The sequence below is a fragment of the Pseudomonas helleri genome, assembly GCF_045830615.1.
Classification (GTDB): Bacteria; Pseudomonadota; Gammaproteobacteria; order Pseudomonadales; family Pseudomonadaceae; genus Aquipseudomonas; species Aquipseudomonas helleri.
This window is the reverse complement of sequence record NZ_CP174501.1, coordinates 562,101-579,220: the sequence shown is the minus strand read 5'-3', so window position 1 is coordinate 579,220 and position 17,120 is coordinate 562,101. Positions and strand designations below refer to the sequence as shown.

General features: G+C 61.8%; 13 protein-coding genes. 1 reads left to right on the top strand and 12 read right to left on the bottom strand.

The window, feature by feature from the left end; translation table 11 throughout:
• Positions 1-6: 6 nt before the first annotated feature.
• From lpdA to ACJJU9_RS02725, 4 genes are read right to left on the bottom strand one after another with little or no spacing between them, the layout of a single operon-like run.
• Entirely contained in the window at positions 7-1,404 is a 1,398-nt protein-coding gene (lpdA, locus tag ACJJU9_RS02740) for a dihydrolipoyl dehydrogenase (protein WP_407729995.1), read from the bottom strand.
• 8 nt (positions 1,405-1,412) lie between these two features.
• Positions 1,413-2,924, bottom strand: a complete 1,512-nt coding sequence (locus tag ACJJU9_RS02735; RefSeq protein WP_407729994.1) for a 2-oxo acid dehydrogenase subunit E2 — start codon at positions 2,922-2,924, stop codon at positions 1,413-1,415.
• A gap of 2 nt (positions 2,925-2,926) precedes the next feature.
• The gene (locus tag ACJJU9_RS02730) at positions 2,927-3,946 is read right to left on the bottom strand and encodes an alpha-ketoacid dehydrogenase subunit beta (RefSeq protein WP_048367731.1); all 1,020 of its coding nucleotides are present in this window, start codon (positions 3,944-3,946) and stop codon (positions 2,927-2,929) included.
• 11 nt (positions 3,947-3,957) lie between these two features.
• Positions 3,958-4,920, bottom strand: coding sequence for a thiamine pyrophosphate-dependent dehydrogenase E1 component subunit alpha (locus ACJJU9_RS02725; protein ID WP_048389391.1), 963 nt, complete (start codon positions 4,918-4,920; stop codon positions 3,958-3,960).
• A gap of 202 nt (positions 4,921-5,122) precedes the next feature.
• On the opposite strand from ACJJU9_RS02725, the gene ACJJU9_RS02720 reads away from it, so the two are divergent.
• Positions 5,123-7,831, top strand: coding sequence for a LuxR C-terminal-related transcriptional regulator (locus ACJJU9_RS02720; protein WP_407729993.1), 2,709 nt, complete (start codon positions 5,123-5,125; stop codon positions 7,829-7,831).
• A 127-nt stretch (positions 7,832-7,958) separates the two neighbouring features.
• On the opposite strand, the gene ACJJU9_RS02715 is transcribed toward ACJJU9_RS02720, so the two are convergent.
• From ACJJU9_RS02715 to ACJJU9_RS02680, 8 genes are read right to left on the bottom strand one after another with little or no spacing between them, the layout of a single operon-like run.
• Positions 7,959-8,804 carry a serine/threonine-protein kinase gene (locus tag ACJJU9_RS02715; RefSeq protein WP_407729992.1) on the bottom strand — a complete coding sequence of 282 codons (846 nt, stop codon included), beginning with the start codon at positions 8,802-8,804 and terminating at the stop codon, positions 7,959-7,961.
• Complete coding sequence (locus ACJJU9_RS02710) at positions 8,801-9,529, bottom strand: PP2C family protein-serine/threonine phosphatase (protein WP_407729991.1); 729 nt, start codon at positions 9,527-9,529, stop codon at positions 8,801-8,803. Before ACJJU9_RS02710 ends, ACJJU9_RS02715 begins: the two co-directional genes overlap by 4 nt.
• Positions 9,529-13,011, bottom strand: a complete 3,483-nt coding sequence (gene tssM, locus ACJJU9_RS02705) for a type VI secretion system membrane subunit TssM (RefSeq protein ID WP_407729990.1) — start codon at positions 13,009-13,011, stop codon at positions 9,529-9,531. The genes ACJJU9_RS02710 and tssM overlap by 1 nt, the downstream gene beginning before the upstream one ends.
• A gap of 13 nt (positions 13,012-13,024) precedes the next feature.
• Entirely contained in the window at positions 13,025-13,894 is an 870-nt protein-coding gene (gene icmH, locus ACJJU9_RS02700) for a type IVB secretion system protein IcmH/DotU (RefSeq protein WP_407729989.1), read from the bottom strand.
• 5 nt (positions 13,895-13,899) lie between these two features.
• Positions 13,900-15,231: a type VI secretion system baseplate subunit TssK gene (tssK, locus tag ACJJU9_RS02695; protein ID WP_350576820.1), complete on the bottom strand. Its 1,332-nt coding sequence runs from the start codon at positions 15,229-15,231 to the stop codon at positions 13,900-13,902.
• A 2-nt stretch (positions 15,232-15,233) separates the two neighbouring features.
• Positions 15,234-15,731 carry a type VI secretion system lipoprotein TssJ gene (gene tssJ, locus ACJJU9_RS02690; RefSeq protein WP_407729988.1) on the bottom strand — a complete coding sequence of 166 codons (498 nt, stop codon included), beginning with the start codon at positions 15,729-15,731 and terminating at the stop codon, positions 15,234-15,236.
• A gap of 5 nt (positions 15,732-15,736) precedes the next feature.
• Positions 15,737-16,936, bottom strand: a complete 1,200-nt coding sequence (tagH, locus tag ACJJU9_RS02685) for a type VI secretion system-associated FHA domain protein TagH (RefSeq protein WP_407729987.1) — start codon at positions 16,934-16,936, stop codon at positions 15,737-15,739.
• 17 nt (positions 16,937-16,953) lie between these two features.
• Entirely contained in the window at positions 16,954-17,094 is a 141-nt protein-coding gene (locus ACJJU9_RS02680; RefSeq protein WP_048367741.1) for a hypothetical protein, read from the bottom strand.
• Between the last annotated feature and the right edge of the window lie 26 nt (positions 17,095-17,120).

The following is a 17,120-nucleotide window of genomic DNA, read 5'->3' as shown; positions in this document are numbered from 1 at the left end:
GCGTGTCTATTGATGCAGCGCACGGTCTCTGGCCGCCAGCACGGCTTCGTGCATGGCTTCGCTGAGCGTCGGGTGGGCAAAGATGACCTCGCTGAGCTCCGCGTCGGTGGCCTCCAGCGCCTGGGCGATACCAAAGCCCTGGATCTGTTCGGTCACGTGCGGGCCCACCATGTGGGCGCCCAGCAATTCACCGGTTTCACTGTCAAAAATGGTTTTCACAAAGCCGGTGCTTTCGCCCATGGCCAGCGCTTTGCCGTTGGCCTGATAGTCGAAACGGCCGACGCTGATGCTGTGGCCTTTGCTGCGCGCTGTCGCTTCGGTAAGCCCCAGGCTGGCGACTTCGGGCCGGGCATAGGTGCAGCCGGGAATGCGGCTTTTGTTGAGCGGGTGCACGCCGTCTACGCCCGCCAGTTTCTCGACGCAGATCACCCCTTCATGGCTGGCCTTATGCGCCAGGCACGGCGCCCCCGCCACATCGCCGATGGCATACAACCCGGCCACGCTGGTGCGCGACCACGCATCAGTTTTGATAAAGCCTTTGTCGAACTCCACGCCCAGCGCTTCCAGGCCCATGTCTTCGGTATTGGGTTGAATGCCCGCCGCCAACAACACTTGCGCCACGTGCACGGTCTGCTCGCTGCCATCGCTGAGGGTGAGGCGGCATTGCAGCGCGCCAACCTCGCCTTGCACCGCGCTAACCTTGGTTTGGGTCAGCACACGAATGCCGCGTTGTTCGAACTCGCGCTGCACCAGGCTGGCGACGTCGTGGTCTTCGACCGGCATGATCTGCTTGGCCACTTCGACCAGCGTCACCTGGCTGCCGAGGTCGCTGTACAGGCTGGCGAACTCGACGCCGATGGCGCCCGAACCAATCACCAGCAGCGACTCGGGCACGGTCTTGGGCACGAGGGCGTCGAAGTAGCTCCAGACTTTTTGCCCGTCGGCCACCAGCCCCGGCAACGGCCTTGGCCGTGCACCAGTGGCGAGGATGATGTGCCGCGCCTGGTACTGCGCCTCGCCGGTGTCGCTGCTGACGGTGACCACGCCCTTGGCGCTGACGCGGCCACGCCCGTCGATGACCTTAACGGCGTTTTTCTTCAGCAGGTAGGCAATGCCCCCGGTCAATTTGCGCGACACCCCACGGCTGTGCGCGACCAGTTGGGCAATGTCGAACTGAATGTTGTCAGCGCTAAAACCGAAGGTGTCGAGGTGCTTCAAGGTGTGTCCGACTTCAGCGCCCTTGAGCATGGCTTTGGTGGGGATGCAGCCCCAGTTCAGGCAGATGCCGCCCAAGTGCTGCTGCTCGACCAAGGCTGTGCTCAGGCCCAGTTGGGCGGCGCGAATAGCCGCCACGTAACCGCCGGGGCCACCGCCGATGACGAGTACATCGTATTTATCGGTCATGGTGGCTCCTAGAGCATCATCAGGCTGGGGGTCTGCACCAGACGCTTGAGTTCCTTGAGGAACAGGGCCCCCAGCGCACCGTCAATCACCCGGTGATCACACGACAAGGTCACGGTCATTTGCGTGCGCACGGCGGGTTGGCCGTTGTGCGCGACCACCCGCTGCTCGCCTGCGCCAATGGCCAGAATCGCGCCTTGGGGCGGGTTGATGATGGCGTCGAACTGGCTGACCCCGAGCATGCCCAGGTTGGAGATGCTGAACGTGCCGCCCTGGAACTCTTCGGGCTTGAGTGTGCCTGCCTTGGCCTTGGTCACCAGGTCGAGCATTTCTAGCGAGATGCTCGACAGGCTTTTGCGATTGGCCTGACGCACGATCGGCGTGATCAAGCCACCGGGCAGCGCCACCGCCACCGACACATCGGCGTCTTTGAAGCGCAGCACGGCCTGGCGCGCTTCGTCGAACTGCACGTTAACGTCGGGCACTTTGACCAGCGCCAGGCCAACTGCCTTGATCAACAGGTCGTTGACCGACAGTTTGACCGCCGGGGCCGAGGCATTGATTTCACTGCGCAGCGCCAGCAGCGCTTCAAGGTCCAGATCGGCCTGCAAGCGAAAGTGCGGCGCCGTGCGTTTGGATCCTTGCAGGCGCGCGGCAATGGCTTTGCGCATGCCGTTCATGGGCAGCACTTCGGCCTCCGGGGCCTGCTCAACCGCTTGTGCGGGTGCCGCAACCACAGGGTTTTGCGCTGCGTGGGCTTCCAGTACGTCGACCTTGCTGACCCGGCCACGGCTACCCGTCACACGGCAATCGTTGAGGTTAACCCCCAGTTTGGCGGCCAGACGCCGCGCCAACGGGGTTGCCACGATCTGGCTGTCATCGGCCCGCGAACGCGCAGGGCTGTCTGCCCGCTGCACCGGTTGCAGCGTGGCGACCTGGCCGCCGTGGTCCTTCACGGCCTGCTCGATGTCGGCCACGCTGATGCGCCCGGTGGGGCCGGTGCCGGTGACACGGCTCAAGTCGATGCCCAGCTCTTTGGCCAAACGGGTGGCGTGCGGGGTGGCGAACACCGACTCGGCGCTGGCACCGAGCAAGGTTTGCGGTACTTGCCAGCCATTGCTGGTTTTGGCCGCCGGTGCAGGTGCAGGCGCTTTAGCCGCTACGGCGGGGGCAGCAGGCGCGGCAGGCGCTGTGGCGGCCACAGGTGGCGGCTCTGGCGCAGCGGCTGGAGCCACGCCCCGCTGGGCGATAAAGGCGTCAATCTCGGCATCGCTCACCGACGCATCGGCCACCACGCCCAGCAACCCGCCCACCGGCAAGGTTTGCCCCGGCTGCGCCACTTTGCGCCGCAGCACGCCGTCGAACGGTGCTTCCAGCACGTTGGAGATTTTGCTGGTCTCGATGTCGCACAGTTCCTGATGCTGTTTGAAGCTGTCACCCTCTTCAATCAGCCAGTTGTTCAGGGTGCCCTCTTCCATCGACAGGCCCCATTTAGGCACCTCGATGATTTTGATCTCGCTCATGGTCAGGCCTCCATCACTTTACGTACGGCGGCCTCGATGCGGTCGACACTCGGGATCCACGCCTGCTCCAGCACCGGCGAGAACGGCACGGGCGTGTGGGGCGGCGTGACCATGATGATCGGCGCTTTGAGCTGGTAGAACGCTTTGGTGGCGATCAGGGCGGCCAGGTCGTGGGCAAAGCCCAGGCGCGCCGCCGACTCATCGACAATGACCACGCGGCCAGTGGAGGTCACGGATTCCAGAATGCCGTCTTCGTCCAGCGGCGATACGGTGCGCGGGTCGACCACTTCAACCGAGATGCCTTCGGCGGCCAATTTGTCGGCTACCTGGTTGGCTTTGTGGACCATGGCCGCCAGGGCGATGATGGTCACGTCGGTGCCTTCGCGGGTGTAGTTGGCTACGCCGAACGGGATGGTGTAGGGCTCTTCAGGCACTTCGCCCTTGATGTCGTAAAGCGCTTTGTGTTCACAGAACACCACCGGGTCGTCGTCGCGGATCGCCTGGATCAACAAGCCTTTGACGTCGTAAGGCGTCGACGGCACCACCACTTTGAGGCCCGGCGTGGTGGCAAAAATATGGTACGGCGACTGCGAGTGTTGCGCCGCGGCCGAGAAGCCCGCGCCGATCATTCCGCGCACCACCATCGGCGCTTTGGCCTTGCCGCCGAACATGTAGCGGAACTTGGCCGCCTGGTTGTAGAGCATGTCGTGGCACACGCCGAAAAAGTCCATGAACATCAGCTCGGCCACTGGCCGCAGCCCGGTCATTGCTGCGCCCGCCGCCATGCCGATAATCGCCGACTCGGTGATCGGGGTGTCGATCACCCGCGACGAACCGAACTCGGTCCACAGGCCTTTGGTCACGCCCAGTACGCCGCCGAACGCTTCGCCCTTGCTGCCCACTTCGGCAGTACCGGCCTGACCGCCGCATACGTCTTCGCCGATCAGCACCACACGATCATCGAGCGCCATTTCTTGAGCCAGGGCTTCTTTGACCGCTTCACGATAAGTACGAATTGCCATGGTTCAACTCCTCAGTAAGACACGTAAACGTCGGTCAGCAGGTTTTCTACCGCAGGGAACTCAGCTGCGCGGGCCTTGGCCACGGCGTCATCGACCAAGGCCGTGACCTCGTCGTCGATGGCTTGCAGTTCTTCTGGGGAAATTTGACCGGCAACGTGTTGACTGAAGATTTTTAAAGGGTCGCTTTCCTGGCGCAGACGCTCGACTTCGCCGTCTGCGCGATACAGCATCGGGTCACCTTCAAAGTGCCCGTACCAGCGATGGGCAATGGCTTCGATGGCGGTGGGGCCGCCACCGTTGCGCGCCCGCTCGACGGCCTCGCTCACCGCCTCGTACACCGCAAAGAAGTCCGTGCCATCCACCTTGACCGCCGGCATGCCGAAACCTGCCGCGCGCTGGGTAATGTTGCGCCCACCCACCGCATAGTCGTGGCCGGTGGCTTCGCCGAAGCCGTTGTTTTCAAACATGAAGATGACCGGCAGTTGCAGAACCACGGCCATGTTCATGGCTTCGAACACCAAGCCCTGGTTAGAACCGCCATCACCGGTGAACGACACGGCCACGCCGCCGTTGCCCAAGGTTTTTGCCGTCAGAGCCGCGCCGATGGCCAAGGGGGGCGCGCCACCAACAATGGCGTTGGCGCCGAGCATGCCTTTGCTCAAATCGGCGATGTGCATCGAGCCGCCCTTGCCTCGGCACAGGCCAGAATCCTTGCCAAAAATTTCTGCCATCATCCCGTGAATGTCACAACCTTTTGCAATGCAATGGCCGTGACCACGGTGAGTGGAGCCGATGTAATCGGTGTCTTTGAGGTTCTCGCACACCCCCACCGCAATGGCCTCTTCACCGCAGTAAAGGTGAATAAAACCGGGGATATCACCCGTTGTGTTCTCTTGATGGAGGCGTTCTTCGAACACGCGAATTTCGCGCATTTTGCGGTAGGCCTTGAGCAGTTCTGACTTGCTAAGCGACATGGGTTCGCCCTCTTGTCTTGGCTTTTTTATTGGGTTTATCGAACACCTTGTAGTGATCGACGATGGCGTTCCCTTACGGTAAGAGTCTAAAGTCGCAGCCATAACTACCCGGATGGGGGGGCGCCACTCACTCCCCCGGGGGGGTACTCTTGAGCCCCCCAGGGACGGCGTCATCCAAACGCTAGAGGGATGTATAACAACAATGACCCAGGCCAATTTTTCCAACCCGATCGAGCGCCATACGGCCTTTGGTCTTGACCACGGCTTACCGCTGATCGGCACCAAACTGGTACCGCCGCGCTCGGCGCGTACGGTGCTGGCACGGACACGCCTGTTGGAAAAAGTCAGCCTGATGCAAGAGCGCTGCATGGCGCTGGTGTGCGGGCCCGCCGGGTTTGGTAAAACCACGTTGCTGGGGCAATGGCGCCAGCATTTGCTGGAGCAGGGCCACAGCGTGGCGTGGCTCAGCCTGGATCAGCAGGACAACACCCCGCAGACCTTTCGCCGCTATATGCTGGCCGCCCTGAGCCAGGCCAGTGGCGAACCGCTGGAGCCGGTGGCAGCCCTGACCGAGAGCCTCGCGCTGGCCGACAGCCGGTTTATCCGCGAGCTGATCAACCTGATGCAGCACCGGCAAAACGCCTTGTATCTGGTGCTCGATGACCTGCACCTGCTCAACCATCCCGGCATCGTCAGCGACCTTGAGCAGTTGCTGCAGCATGCCCCCGACTGTTTCCACTTGCTGGTGGGCAGCCGCAGTGTTCCGGCGCTGCCGCTGAGCCGTTTGCAGGCGCACAATCAGTTGCTTGAAATCGACACCAACGCCCTGCGTTTCAACGTCGAAGAAACTCAAAGCTATCTGGCCAGCGCCAACCCCCAGCGCTTCCCCGCGACCGAGTTGCAGCGGGTCCTGAGCGTGACAGAAGGCTGGATCACCGGGATTCAGATGGCCGCACTGGCCCCCAGCGATCCCTTGCGCAACCTCAGCCGTATGCACCTGGGCAGTCGGCAAATCGGCCGTTATCTGTACGACGTGGTGCTGGCACCGCTGCCGTTGTGCCTACAAGAATTTTTGTTAAAGACCTCGATCCTCGGACGCCTGACGCCGTCGCTGTGCAATGCCGTGACAGAGCACGACGACGCTGATGACATGCTGGCCGAGATTGAACGGCACAATCTTTTTTTGTTTTCGCTGGACAGCCAGGGCCACTGGTTTCGTTACCACGCCCTGTTTGTCGAAACCCTGAGCGAGCGCTTGCAACACAGCGATATTGACGTGGTGCACCTGCATGAGCGCGCCAGCAACTGGCTGGCCAAACACCAGTACTGGGCCGAGGCGATTCGCCATGCGCTGGCCGCTGGCCAACTGGGCAGCCGCAACGATTGCGCCCATCAAGGCGCGCAATCGCTGGCCGAAGAAGGCGATGTCGAGACGCTGGTGCGCTGGTTGCAGCAGATGCCCGAAATCGCCAGCCTGCCCTTGGACGAGCAGCGCATCGACCTGCAACTGAACCTCGCGTGGGCGTTGGGCCATCATTTTCATTTCGATGCTTCCAGGGGCTTGCTCGACAGCTTGCGGCCGCTGTTCAACACGCCGCAGCCCTGCTCGCGGCTGACCATCAAATACCAGGTGATCGGCGCTATTACCGAGGCCTTCGCTGAAAATATCAGCCAAAGCATCGAACGCGTTGAGCCGTTGCTGGCGCAGGTGCCGTGCGGCGATACCTGGGTTGACGGGCTGATCTGCAACATCCTCAGTTATGGCTACATGACCGAGGGTCATTTCCCTCAGGCGCAAGCGGTGCAGCGCCATATGCCGTGCCCGACCACACCCTCGCACAATCTCTTTGTGACGGTTTACCGTGCTTTTGTGCTGGGGCTGAGCCACTTTCGCCAAGCCGATTTACACAGTGCCGAGCAGTATTACCGCTTGGCGCTGACCCCGACTGAAGACCTCACCGGCCCGCAATCGAGTGGCAGCGCGACGCTGGCGGCACTCTTGGGCGAGGTGCTGTACGAGCGCGGTGAGTGGCAAGCGCTGCAAACGCTGGTGACACCGCGCTTGAGCCAGATCGACGCCAACGCCCCGCTGGACGCGCTGTTTGGCGCCTACGCCAGCCTGGCCCGCCGGGCGCTGCTGATGGGCGAACCGACGCAGGCGCGCTACCTGCTGGAGCATGCGCAGCAACTGGCAACCCTGCGCCGCTGGCCCCGTTTGCAAGCCTGGCTGCTGGTGGAGGAAATACGCATTCACCTGGCGAGTGAGCAATTGCCGCAGGCGTTGGAGTTACAGGCGCAGTTCGAGGCGCTGGACCCGCAGCGGGCACATGCCGAGATCACCCGTGCACGCACTGAAGCGCACTGCCATATCGCCGCGGCGCAAAAAAACTGGAGCCTGGCGGCTACCCTGTGGCAAGCCCTGCTGCAAGACGACGAGCGTCAGGGCCAACTGTTGCGCGCCGCCCGCAGCCGCGCTGCGCTGGCGTGTGCGTTATGGCCAAGCGATCAGGCGGGCGCCGTCAACACCTTGCAACCGCTGCTTAACCTGGCGTGTCGGCAATATTTGCGGCGCAGTGTGCTGGATGCCGGTGACGCCATGCCGGTGTTGCTTGAAGCCACGGTGAAAACGGCGCGGGGTGAAGTTGCGCAATACCTGCGCGGCCTGCAGGAAAACCTCGATCCACGGATTGGCAACGAAGACCTCGACAGCCGCGAGCCGAGTTTGAGTGAGCGTGAGTTGCAGATTTTGCGTTTGATTGCCCAAGGCCAGGCCAACAAAGAAATCGCCCGCAGCCTCGACATCTCGGCAGAGACCGTGAAATGGCACCTGAAAAACCTGTTCAGCAAATTGCACGTCACCAGCCGCATCCAAGCGATCACCAGGGCGCAGAAGTTGTGTTTGTTGGGGTAGGCCCGTATCGCTACAACAGCCGGTTGAGCCCTGTAGTCGCTGCCGAAGCATGAGGCTGCGATGGGTTGCGCAGCGGCCCCAGGCGGCTGTCCGGGACCGTATCGCAGCCTTCGTTCCTCGGCAGCGACTACAAGAGTTTTGCGAAAAAACCGGGTTGGGTTGCCAGGGCTGTTCGCAGTTGGGCGGCGCTTATGGTGCGTTTGGTTGGGTCTAATGCCAGGGCTTTGCGCACGGCGTGCCAGGCGTGGCGGGGCAGGTTTTTTGGGCGTTTGAGCCGCGTGCGGCTGGCGGGCTGTCGGTTGAACGGGTGTTTGCCGCTGGCCAGTTCATACAGCAAACACCCCAGCGCATACACGTCGGCAACGCAGGTTAACGCCGCACCTTCAAGGATTTCAGGCGCGGCATACCCCGGTGTCCAGGCGTTGACGCGGCTTCGGCTGACCGGCGCCAAGCCGTCCAGCGTTCCGGCCTGCGCCTGGCCAAGGCCAAAGTCGAACAAGCGCACGCCGTCTTCGCTCAGCAACACATTGCTCGGTTTGAGGTCGCCGTGCAGCACGCCGCGCTCATGGGCATGAGCCACGGCATCGAGCAGCGGCAAGGCGATCTCCTGTAACGCAGACCACCCCAACCCCAACGGGCGCTCGCACAACAAACGGTCCAGGGTCGGGCCGCGCAATAATTCCATCACCATAAACACCCGCTGGTGCGTCGTATCGACGTCAAAGCTGTAGATACGCAGCACGTTGGGATGGTGCAAATGGCGCATCAGCGCGTACTCATTGAAGAGCAAGGCGCTGGCATCCGGTGACTGTTCATAAGCTTCGCTGAGCACTTTAAGGGCGACGTAAGGCTGCGGGTCACCGAACTGTTCCTGAAGCAGATCACGCGCCCGATACACCGTGCCCATGCCACCCGCGCCCAACAAGCGCTCGATGCAGTAACGCCCGCCGAGCACGGTTGGCAGTGCGCTCATTGGCGGATCACCACGGCGCTGATGTTGTCGCGCGCATCACCGCGCAGCACGCCGTCAAACAATCTCGCCAGCGCCACCTGCGGCGAGATCAGGCTCAGCGCGTTGCCCATCTCGCTGTGGCTGAGGTTCTGGTACAAGCCATCGCTGCACAGCAAAAACACATCGTCGGGCAGCACTTCAAGCTCGACCACGCTCAAGTTCAAATGCTCGCTGGCGCCAATGGCGCGGGTCAGCGCACGGGCGCCGGGTTGGGCGAGCGCCTGCTCGCTGCTCATGGCGTGTTCATCCATCAGTTGTTGCTGCAACGAATGGTCCCGCGACAGTTGGTACAACTGCCGCCCACGCCACAGGTAGCAACGGCTGTCGCCCGCCCAGACACAGGCGCCCCGCTGGCCCTCCAGCAGCAACGCGACCACGGTGCTGCCCATCAGGTTGTCAGCATGTTGATCGCTGACGGTGAGTTCCTGGCCCATGCGCCGATTGAGCCAGTGCAGGCACTGACGCACGGCGTCCAGGCGCTGATCGAAGGTCTGCACCTGGGTCAGTTCCCCCAGGCTGGTGACGATCATCTGGCTGGCGATGTCGCCCGCCCGATGGCCGCCCATGCCATCGGCCACGGCCCACAGCCCTTGCTGTGGGCAATCGAGAATAGCGTCTTCATTGCGCTCACGGACCTTGCCCTGATCAGTGCACGCCGCGCTGCGCCATGGCAGTGCTGGCGCCATCACAGCTGCTCGGTCAGACGGAAGCTGCGCAGCACGTCCATATCAAACGGGTTGGGTGTGCGCTGGCTCATCAACAGGTAGTTGGCGCGTAACCCGCCCACATCGGCCTTGAGCACCATCACATCGCGCCCGCTCAGGTAGTCGGTTTGCATCAGGTCCAGCAAGCGGAACAACGACCAGGGCCCGGTGCTTTTTTCAATGCCCACCGGGCGCCCGACGGTTTTTTCCATGACCAGGCTGGTGCGGCCGTTTTCGGCTTCGGTGGGCCACTGCAAGGTCACCGGAACGATCGGACCATGCCGGTATTCGATGGACTGATTGCCAAAGCGAAACTCGGAGCGGCTGACGCTGGAGTCCAGGTTGTAGGGTTCGAGGGTGAACTGCACCTGCGGCTCTGCCGGGTTTTGCGCAAAGAAGCTTTGACGAATGACGTGCACCGCGGCCATTTGATCCAGGTAGGTTCTGGCCATCGGCAAGCCTTGCCCGTCCATGCTGCGCAGACGGTAATTACCCGCTTCACCGCTAACAAAAGGCCGCATGTAGGTGTCGAAGAAGCGATCACTGATGCCTTGCCCACGGAAGAACTCGCGGAAGTCATTCAGGGCCACGTCGCTGTGGCTATGGGCGTTAAACGGATAACGCTGTTTGATCGCCCGCACGTAGAAGCCGTACAACTCGCGCTGATAACGCTGGTTGATAAATTGATACGTGTCGCTGAGCACCAGACGCCAGGTGTGCTCAGTCACCCCGTTAAACCACCCGTTGAGCGGGCTCGGCAAGCGTTGCGACGCCTGACGCAGTTGGCTCAGGGCATCGCGCTGGCCGGTCATGCGCGACGCGGCCATGTCGAAGGCGGCCTGGTCCGGTGTGCTGGCACGGGCCAGGCCGGCCAGTTGCAGCTGCACGTCGTTAAGCCCCTGCAAGGCAGGAATGAGGTCTGCGGCCGGGCCGTCGTTTTCATCCAGCAAACGGTGCAAAGGCTCGAAGCGGCGCTGCAAGGCTTTTTTGGCGGTATCCGGTACGTTTGCCGCTACAGCGTCCAGGGCTTGAGTGGCTTTTTCGGCGGCCTCCGGCAGGGTTTCAAGGGCCTCGGCCACACTTGGGAAGCGCGTGTTTTCTCGCACTTGGAGCAACAAGTGCAGCACCGCAGAGTTGGCCGAGGTCAGCCCGGCAAACTGCTCGGCGCCTTCACGGGCGGTGTTGAAAGGCTGTAGCGCCAACTGCCCGACCGCTTCGCTCCAGTGCGTGGCGTAATCGCGAAAGTACAGTTGCTCAAGTTCGACCATCAGCTTGCGCAGGTCCATGGCGCTGAGGGTGTTGCCCTCACCCAGTACCCAGTTGTCACGCAGGATGTCACTGACCAGCGTCGCGCCCTGCACCGAGAAATACTGCTTGTAGCCTTGTTGGGTGTAGAACCCCGGGATCACATAACCCGCGCCGCTGAACACGCTGCCTTGCGGCCCCAGATGCTGATCAAAGCTGTAAGGCGCCAAGGTGTGCGCCTGCTCGCGCAACATGCGATACACCACTGAGGCCAGCGACTCACTGCGCAAGGCCTGACGTGCCTGGGCGATCAAAGTGTCGTTGAGCGGGTAGTTCAGCGTGAGGCCGAGCAATCGACCAAAGTGCTGGTTGAGCCCATTCTGCACGGCGCTATTGCCGGGGTAGCGCGCTGACCAGTCGGTAGCCACCCACGCTTTGAGCCAGGCATTGTCGCGACGTTCGGGCGTGCCCAGCATGAGGTACGCGCGCACGCTGTTGAGCAGGCGGTCGCGGTTGTTGAGGCTAGCGCGGATCTGACTTTCAAGTTGCTGAGCCACACGGGGCAGCAATTGCGCCTGAAGCTCGCGCTCATAGGCCTGGATCACCACCGGGTGACTGACGCCGCCCTGATACAAACCCGTGCGTTCATGCAGCGACACGTCAATCAGCGACGGGAACACCTGCGTCGCGGCGTATTGCGTGTCGAGCGTGCCAAGAATGGCCCGGGCATCATCACGCGGGCTCAACAGTGAGCGCTGCCGGTTTGATTGCTGGGCCAGTTCACGCAGTGTGTCCAGCCGCTCATGGTTGGCCGAAAAGCTCGCTGTCCACAGTAGACCTACGCCACCGAGTACCGCCAGCGCGCCTACGTACATGCCGCGCTGACCCCAGTGCAGGCGCCGACGCTCGCGTTTATCCAGCCCCGCCAGTTCTGCCTCGGGGAAAATAACCCGGCTTAACAGGTGATGAACAAAGTGCGAGCGGCCACTGTGCAAGGTCGGCAGCACCTGGGCTTTCATGTCCAGGCGGGCACCGACATCGGCGGTGGTCGGGTTCAGTTTTTGTTTCACGTGAGGCGAGCTGGTCAGGTAAAAGCCACGCAGCGGGCTGGCACGCTGGTAACGATTGCCGGTGAACGCCATGTCGACAAACAGGCACAACCGCTCGCCAATGCTGCCCAGTTGATGCGGGAAATCGAGAATGCGTCCGCGTCGCAGACTGTCGCGCTCTTGGTGCATGCGCGTGATGACCTGGCTGTTGAGACGTCCCAACAACGCTTCGAACTCGGCGCGCAGCAAGGCCACATCGGCACCGCTCTGCCCTTCGCCAAAGCTGGCACCAAACACCTGATCGCTCTCTTCGCGGCTCAGTTGCTCGAAGAACTCGGTGAAGCCCATGAGTTTGTCGGCCTGGCTCAGCACCAGATACACCGGCACCTCGATGTGCAAGGTTTGATGCAGTTCTTGCAGACGCAGGCGAACCTGTTCGGCCAGGTCAGACAAACGGGTTTCATCGGTAGAAAACAGTGCATCAACCGGCAAGGTCACCAGCACGCCATTGAGCGGGCGCTCGCGTCGGCGCTTGCGCAACAGGTCGAGCAAGGTGCGCCAGCCGTTGGCATCGGCGTGGGTGGCGTCTTGGGTAAGGAAGCGCCCGGCGGTGTCGATCAACACGCCGTTTTCAGCAAAATACCAATCGCAATCACGGGTGCCGCTGGTGTCGCGAGTGAGCTTGCGATCAATTTTATTGAGCGGAAAATCCAGCCCCGAAAAATCCAGCAAGCTGGTTTTGCCGCTGCCCCTGGGGCCGATCAGCACGTACCAAGGCAGTTCATCGCGCCAGCGCTCGCTGCGACCTCGGTACACGCTGGAGGTTTTGAGTGTGCGCAACGCGTCTTTGAAGCGTGCGCGCAGTTCTTTATGGCTGGCATTGATCAGCGCTTCCCGGCGCTCGCGCTCTTGGCCGACGTCGTTGTCTTCGGCCTCTTTTTTACGCACCCCGGCCCGCCAACTGACAAAGACCATGGTCAGGCCCCAGATCAGGCACAGCGTACTGATGGTCAACAGCCGCGCCGTGGCGTCCGCCCAGAATTTATGCTCATTGACCGCCAACAGCGGCCCCACCCACCACACCAGCAGGGCAATCGACAGCAGCAGTAACAGCGTCCACACCCAGGTCTGGCACACAAAGGCACCGACCTTTTTAAACACGTTTTTCATGACCTATCCCTAATTACAACTGCGCTCGTACAACCGGAGTGTCGAGCTGTTGATACGGCTGCAAGACGACGTCGCGCTGCTCACCCAAAACCCAGGCAAAGCCCGAAAACATGACCACCAGACATCCCGCCGTGAAGGTCGCCAGCAACCACCCCGGCACGATGCGGGTGAGGCGGTGGCGGCGTGACTTGAGCCCTTGCCAGTGCGGTGAAAGCTCACGCGCAACGTCCCCGCGCAAGTGCCGGATCTGCCGGTACAACGCATCACGAATGCCGTCGAGTTCATGAATGCCGCGCTCGATGACGCGAAACTTGCCTTCAAAGCCCAAGGCCAGGCACAGGTAAATCAGCTCCAGCAGCGAGAGGTTGTACACCGGGTCTTTGCACAGTTGGTCGAGCACCTGAAAGACCTTCTCGCCGCCAAAGGTTTCGTTGTGAAAGCTGCTCAGCAGGCTCTGCTGCGACCACTCGCTTTCCTTGCCCCAGCGGGTGGTCACCACGGCCTCGTCGACTACCGTGCACAGCACGTAACGGGCTTTCATCATGTGCTGGCTGTCAACGCCCCGGCACAGGGCATTGGCCTCAAACGCCTTGATGACGGCGGTGAGCTGCCCATGCAGGCCCACCAACGTGTCTGGCGAGGTGCTGTGCTTGATGTGCACCACGAACGACAGCACTTCACTGGCCGCAGCCACCAGCGGGTTAACACTGACGCTGAACGCGTCGGCAGGTTTTACCCGCGCCGAATAGATCATGCGCTCGGCAAGTTGCTCGATTTTTGGCGGGGCCTGCACGTCGGTCAGGGCTGCCGTCGCCGGCGTGTGGCCATCGCGAAAAACCATCACCGTGCTGTCATCTGTTGGGTGTTGTGAATCCGTACGCATGGCGGTCAGTTCCTGATGGCCCAAAATTGCAGTTCAAGCGCTGAAAACTCGCCCGAAACATGGAAGGCAAAGCCACCGGAGCGCTCCAGTTGCGCAAGCTCTTCGCTGCCCAGTTCGAGGATGAAATAGGTCTTGTTGGAGTGAAACGGGATCTGCCGGGGCGCCACCGGCAAGGGTTTGACCTTGAAGCCCGGCAGGTGCAGGTTGACCAGTTGGCGGATGTTTTCGACGGCCCCGACCTTGAGGTGCGCGGGTAAGCGATGGCGCAGTTCCTCGCTGTCGCAATGGGCCTGAGCGGCAAGAACAAACGAGGTGGTGGCGAGCAATGCGTGGTCGGTCAATGGCGACACCAGCACACCGTACTGACGGCTTTCCAGCACCAGCTCCATGGCGTGTTGCTCCAGCACCATCGACAGCACTTGGCGAATCGAGTCCATCAAGCTGCGAAAACTTTCGCCCTGATTGCTGTGCTGGTAGGCGCTGCGCACCTGCGGGCGTTTGCTCTCGCTGCCAAAGGTCGCCAGGTCGCCGAGCATCGCCAGCAACGCGCAATACAGCTCTTCGGGGTGCAGGTGCTCAAGGCTCAAATAGTGGCGCAACACCAGTTCGGTGCGGTTGATCAGCTGGAGCATCATGAAGTCACCGACCTCTGCCCCGCCGACCTTGCCATTGGAGCTGATACGCTGCGCCAACGCCTCGCCACGATTGGCGATCATGCTGATGACTTCTTTGAGACACGACAGCACATAGCCCGACGCGTGGGCGTGGATAAAGGTCGGCACAAATTGCTCATCCAGACGGATCACGCCGTCTGAGGTGGTGTCGAGGATCTGACACACCTGCAACTTGATGCAGGCTTGATCGTTCTGTTGCTCGCCCAGCACCAGACGAAAATCCGGGCGGGCGCAACTGACCTGGCTGCTGGCGTCGTCACCGGCGTTTGAGTCGGACACGTCAATGTCGAACGCGGTGTAGCGCGCCAGCACATCGGCCTGATCCACACGGCGGGTTTCGATGTGGTTGCCGGTGACCAGAGGCAAGGCCAGGTAAACCGCCGTGTTGGCGGTGTGGCGCGGCACATCGAGGACCAATGCCTGGGTGCTGCCGCTCAGCTCGAACAGGCTACCGTCCGGCAACACACCCGCCGCCTGGCTGATCACCAGTTTGCCCATATTGAGAAACTGCATGTCGATGTCCAGCCCCAGAAAGCCCCAGGTGTAGCGGCCCAGTAACTGGGTGCGGGCTTTCATTTGGTGGTGGTAATAACGGTCGCTCTGTTGGAAGTGCTGCGGGCGCAGCAACATGCCTTCGCGCCAGATAACTTTGTGTGCATTCATGCTCAATCATCCGCCTGTGCAGAGGCCCGGGCGGCGTTATGAATGCCCGCCTGATCGAGTACCAAGTGGGCCGTAGTCAAGTCACCGGCAGCCAGCGGCACCACATAGCGCCATTGCGTTTGCGGCAGGTCGCGATACGCGGCCAGCACCGCGACATAGCGGCTGCCGGGCTCGACGCTTAGCTTGAGGTCGACGGTCTCGCCGGGGCGCACCTCCAGCTCTTCACTGGTAACCAGATCCGGTGAAAGCGAAGCTTTGGGCCGCTCGTACAGGCTGAAGAAATCGGCGTTCTCAAAGGCAACCGGGTGTTTGAGTTCCAGCAACCGAACCACCAGCGGCGACGGGCGGCCGTTGAGGTCGAGATTGACCTGATCACTGGCACTTAACGTCAGGTCGAGCTTGGTCAGGCTGGAGTACGGCGACAACGCCGAGCATCCGCCCAGCAGCCACACCGTCAGTGCCAGCAGAAGGTTGCGATAAAGGGGTGTACTACGCGACATGCGCATCATCCTTGAGGGTCATTGTGGAGGGTGGAAATCATGCGTACTTGCACGTCGTAGGCCTGAGCGAAATCACGCGCCAGCACGCGCTCACACCAGTCATCGTCCCGTTGCAGGGCCTGGTGATAGCGACTGAAGGCCCGCCAGCGGCTGGCCGATGTCTTGAGCCACGGCTGATAGCCATCACGCTCAAAGCGCAAGACCAATTGCTGCGGGGAGAAGTGCTCAAGACTGCTGCGTATTGCGGCACGGCTGGCGCTCAACAGCGCGACCTGATGCGCCTGTACATCCCGAAAGGCACGCCCAACCACCTGCTCGGCCGAGGGCTGATGGGGCTTTTTCGGAGCCAGCAACAGGCCCAATGCTTCGGTGGCATCCTGGCTGGAGGTGAGCGGGTTTTGCCGGGTGTCCGGGGCGGCGGTACGGGCCAGTCGCAACTGGTTTTTAAGCTCGCTGCGGGTCCACAGGCTTTGCTGCAAACCGCCGATGCTGTGCTTGAGCAAGTGGGCGGCTTTGAGCGCCAGCGCTTCGCGGTCTTCGCGTGTTTGCTGCGCAAGGTCAACACCCAGCACCGCGCCAAACGCCAGCCAAAAGGCCTCGTCACTGGGTGGTCCCATGGCCGCAATCGGCTCGGGCAGTGGCGCCTTCGGGGCTTCGATCAGATGCGGGACCCGCAGGTTTTCGTAGTCGATCCGGGCGAAGTCGACACGCTGCTCCCAGTCCGTTGGCTGGCCGGGGCGTGGCTCTGGTTCCTCCAGCACGGCAAAGACAGCGGCGGGTAGTTTGATCGGATCGAGCGGGTCCATGGCCAAAAAAGCATCGTCGGGGATGATGCTGCCCGCCGGTTGAGGGCGCCCGACCTGCTCCAGCATCGCTTGCAGCTCGTGCTCCAGTTGCGCACGCAACTGGAAGTCACCGATGTAAAACACATCGCCATGTTCAATGCGCTGAGCCTGGCCCTTGTTCAGCCAAGCCTCGGAGCGGTTGCAGCGACTGCCGTTGGTGCTGGTGTCAGTGAAAAAAAACGTGCCGTCCCGATAGCTGATGTGCGCGTGGTAATTGGAGACGCTGCGTGTGCTGTCCACGAGCGCCCACTCGCAGGCCGCATTGCGCCCGATGGTGCCGCCTTGCTCGGTGAAGGTTTTGCGCATCACCTGCGTAGCGTCCCGCGACCGAGTGTCGAGCAGATCGAATACCAGTTCCATAGTGTGGCTCCTTACGGTCACTTACCGCGATTGACCGCTTGCGGATCACCCAATGGGCGATAGCTGTTGTCGTTGAATTTGTAATTGGCGCTGCACCCACTGGCGCCGCAGAGCACGGCGACAGTCAGCAACACGGCGCACCAGAGACGAGCAGTCATCAGGAGAGTCTCCACAGGCACAAAGA

Bases quoted from the DNA above. Each gene is read 5' to 3' on its own strand.
- ACJJU9_RS02730 (WP_048367731.1), bottom strand. From the start codon at position 3,946: ATGGCAATTCGTACTTATCGTGAAGCGGTCAAAGAAGCCCTGGCTCAA.
- ACJJU9_RS02735 (WP_407729994.1), bottom strand. From the start codon at position 2,924: ATGAGCGAGATCAAAATCATCGAGGTGCCTAAATGGGGCCTGTCGATG.
- ACJJU9_RS02725 (WP_048389391.1), bottom strand. From the start codon at position 4,920: ATGTCGCTTAGCAAGTCAGAACTGCTCAAGGCCTACCGCAAAATGCGC.
- tssJ (WP_407729988.1), bottom strand. From the start codon at position 15,731: ATGTCGCGTAGTACACCCCTTTATCGCAACCTTCTGCTGGCACTGACG.
- tssK (WP_350576820.1), bottom strand. From the start codon at position 15,231: ATGAATGCACACAAAGTTATCTGGCGCGAAGGCATGTTGCTGCGCCCG.
- ACJJU9_RS02720 (WP_407729993.1), top strand. From the start codon at position 5,123: ATGACCCAGGCCAATTTTTCCAACCCGATCGAGCGCCATACGGCCTTT.
- ACJJU9_RS02710 (WP_407729991.1), bottom strand. From the start codon at position 9,529: ATGGCGCCAGCACTGCCATGGCGCAGCGCGGCGTGCACTGATCAGGGC.
- tssM (WP_407729990.1), bottom strand. From the start codon at position 13,011: ATGAAAAACGTGTTTAAAAAGGTCGGTGCCTTTGTGTGCCAGACCTGG.
- tagH (WP_407729987.1), bottom strand. From the start codon at position 16,936: ATGGAACTGGTATTCGATCTGCTCGACACTCGGTCGCGGGACGCTACG.
- lpdA (WP_407729995.1), bottom strand. From the start codon at position 1,404: ATGACCGATAAATACGATGTACTCGTCATCGGCGGTGGCCCCGGCGGT.
- ACJJU9_RS02715 (WP_407729992.1), bottom strand. From the start codon at position 8,804: ATGAGCGCACTGCCAACCGTGCTCGGCGGGCGTTACTGCATCGAGCGC.
- ACJJU9_RS02680 (WP_048367741.1), bottom strand. From the start codon at position 17,094: ATGACTGCTCGTCTCTGGTGCGCCGTGTTGCTGACTGTCGCCGTGCTC.
- icmH (WP_407729989.1), bottom strand. From the start codon at position 13,894: ATGCGTACGGATTCACAACACCCAACAGATGACAGCACGGTGATGGTT.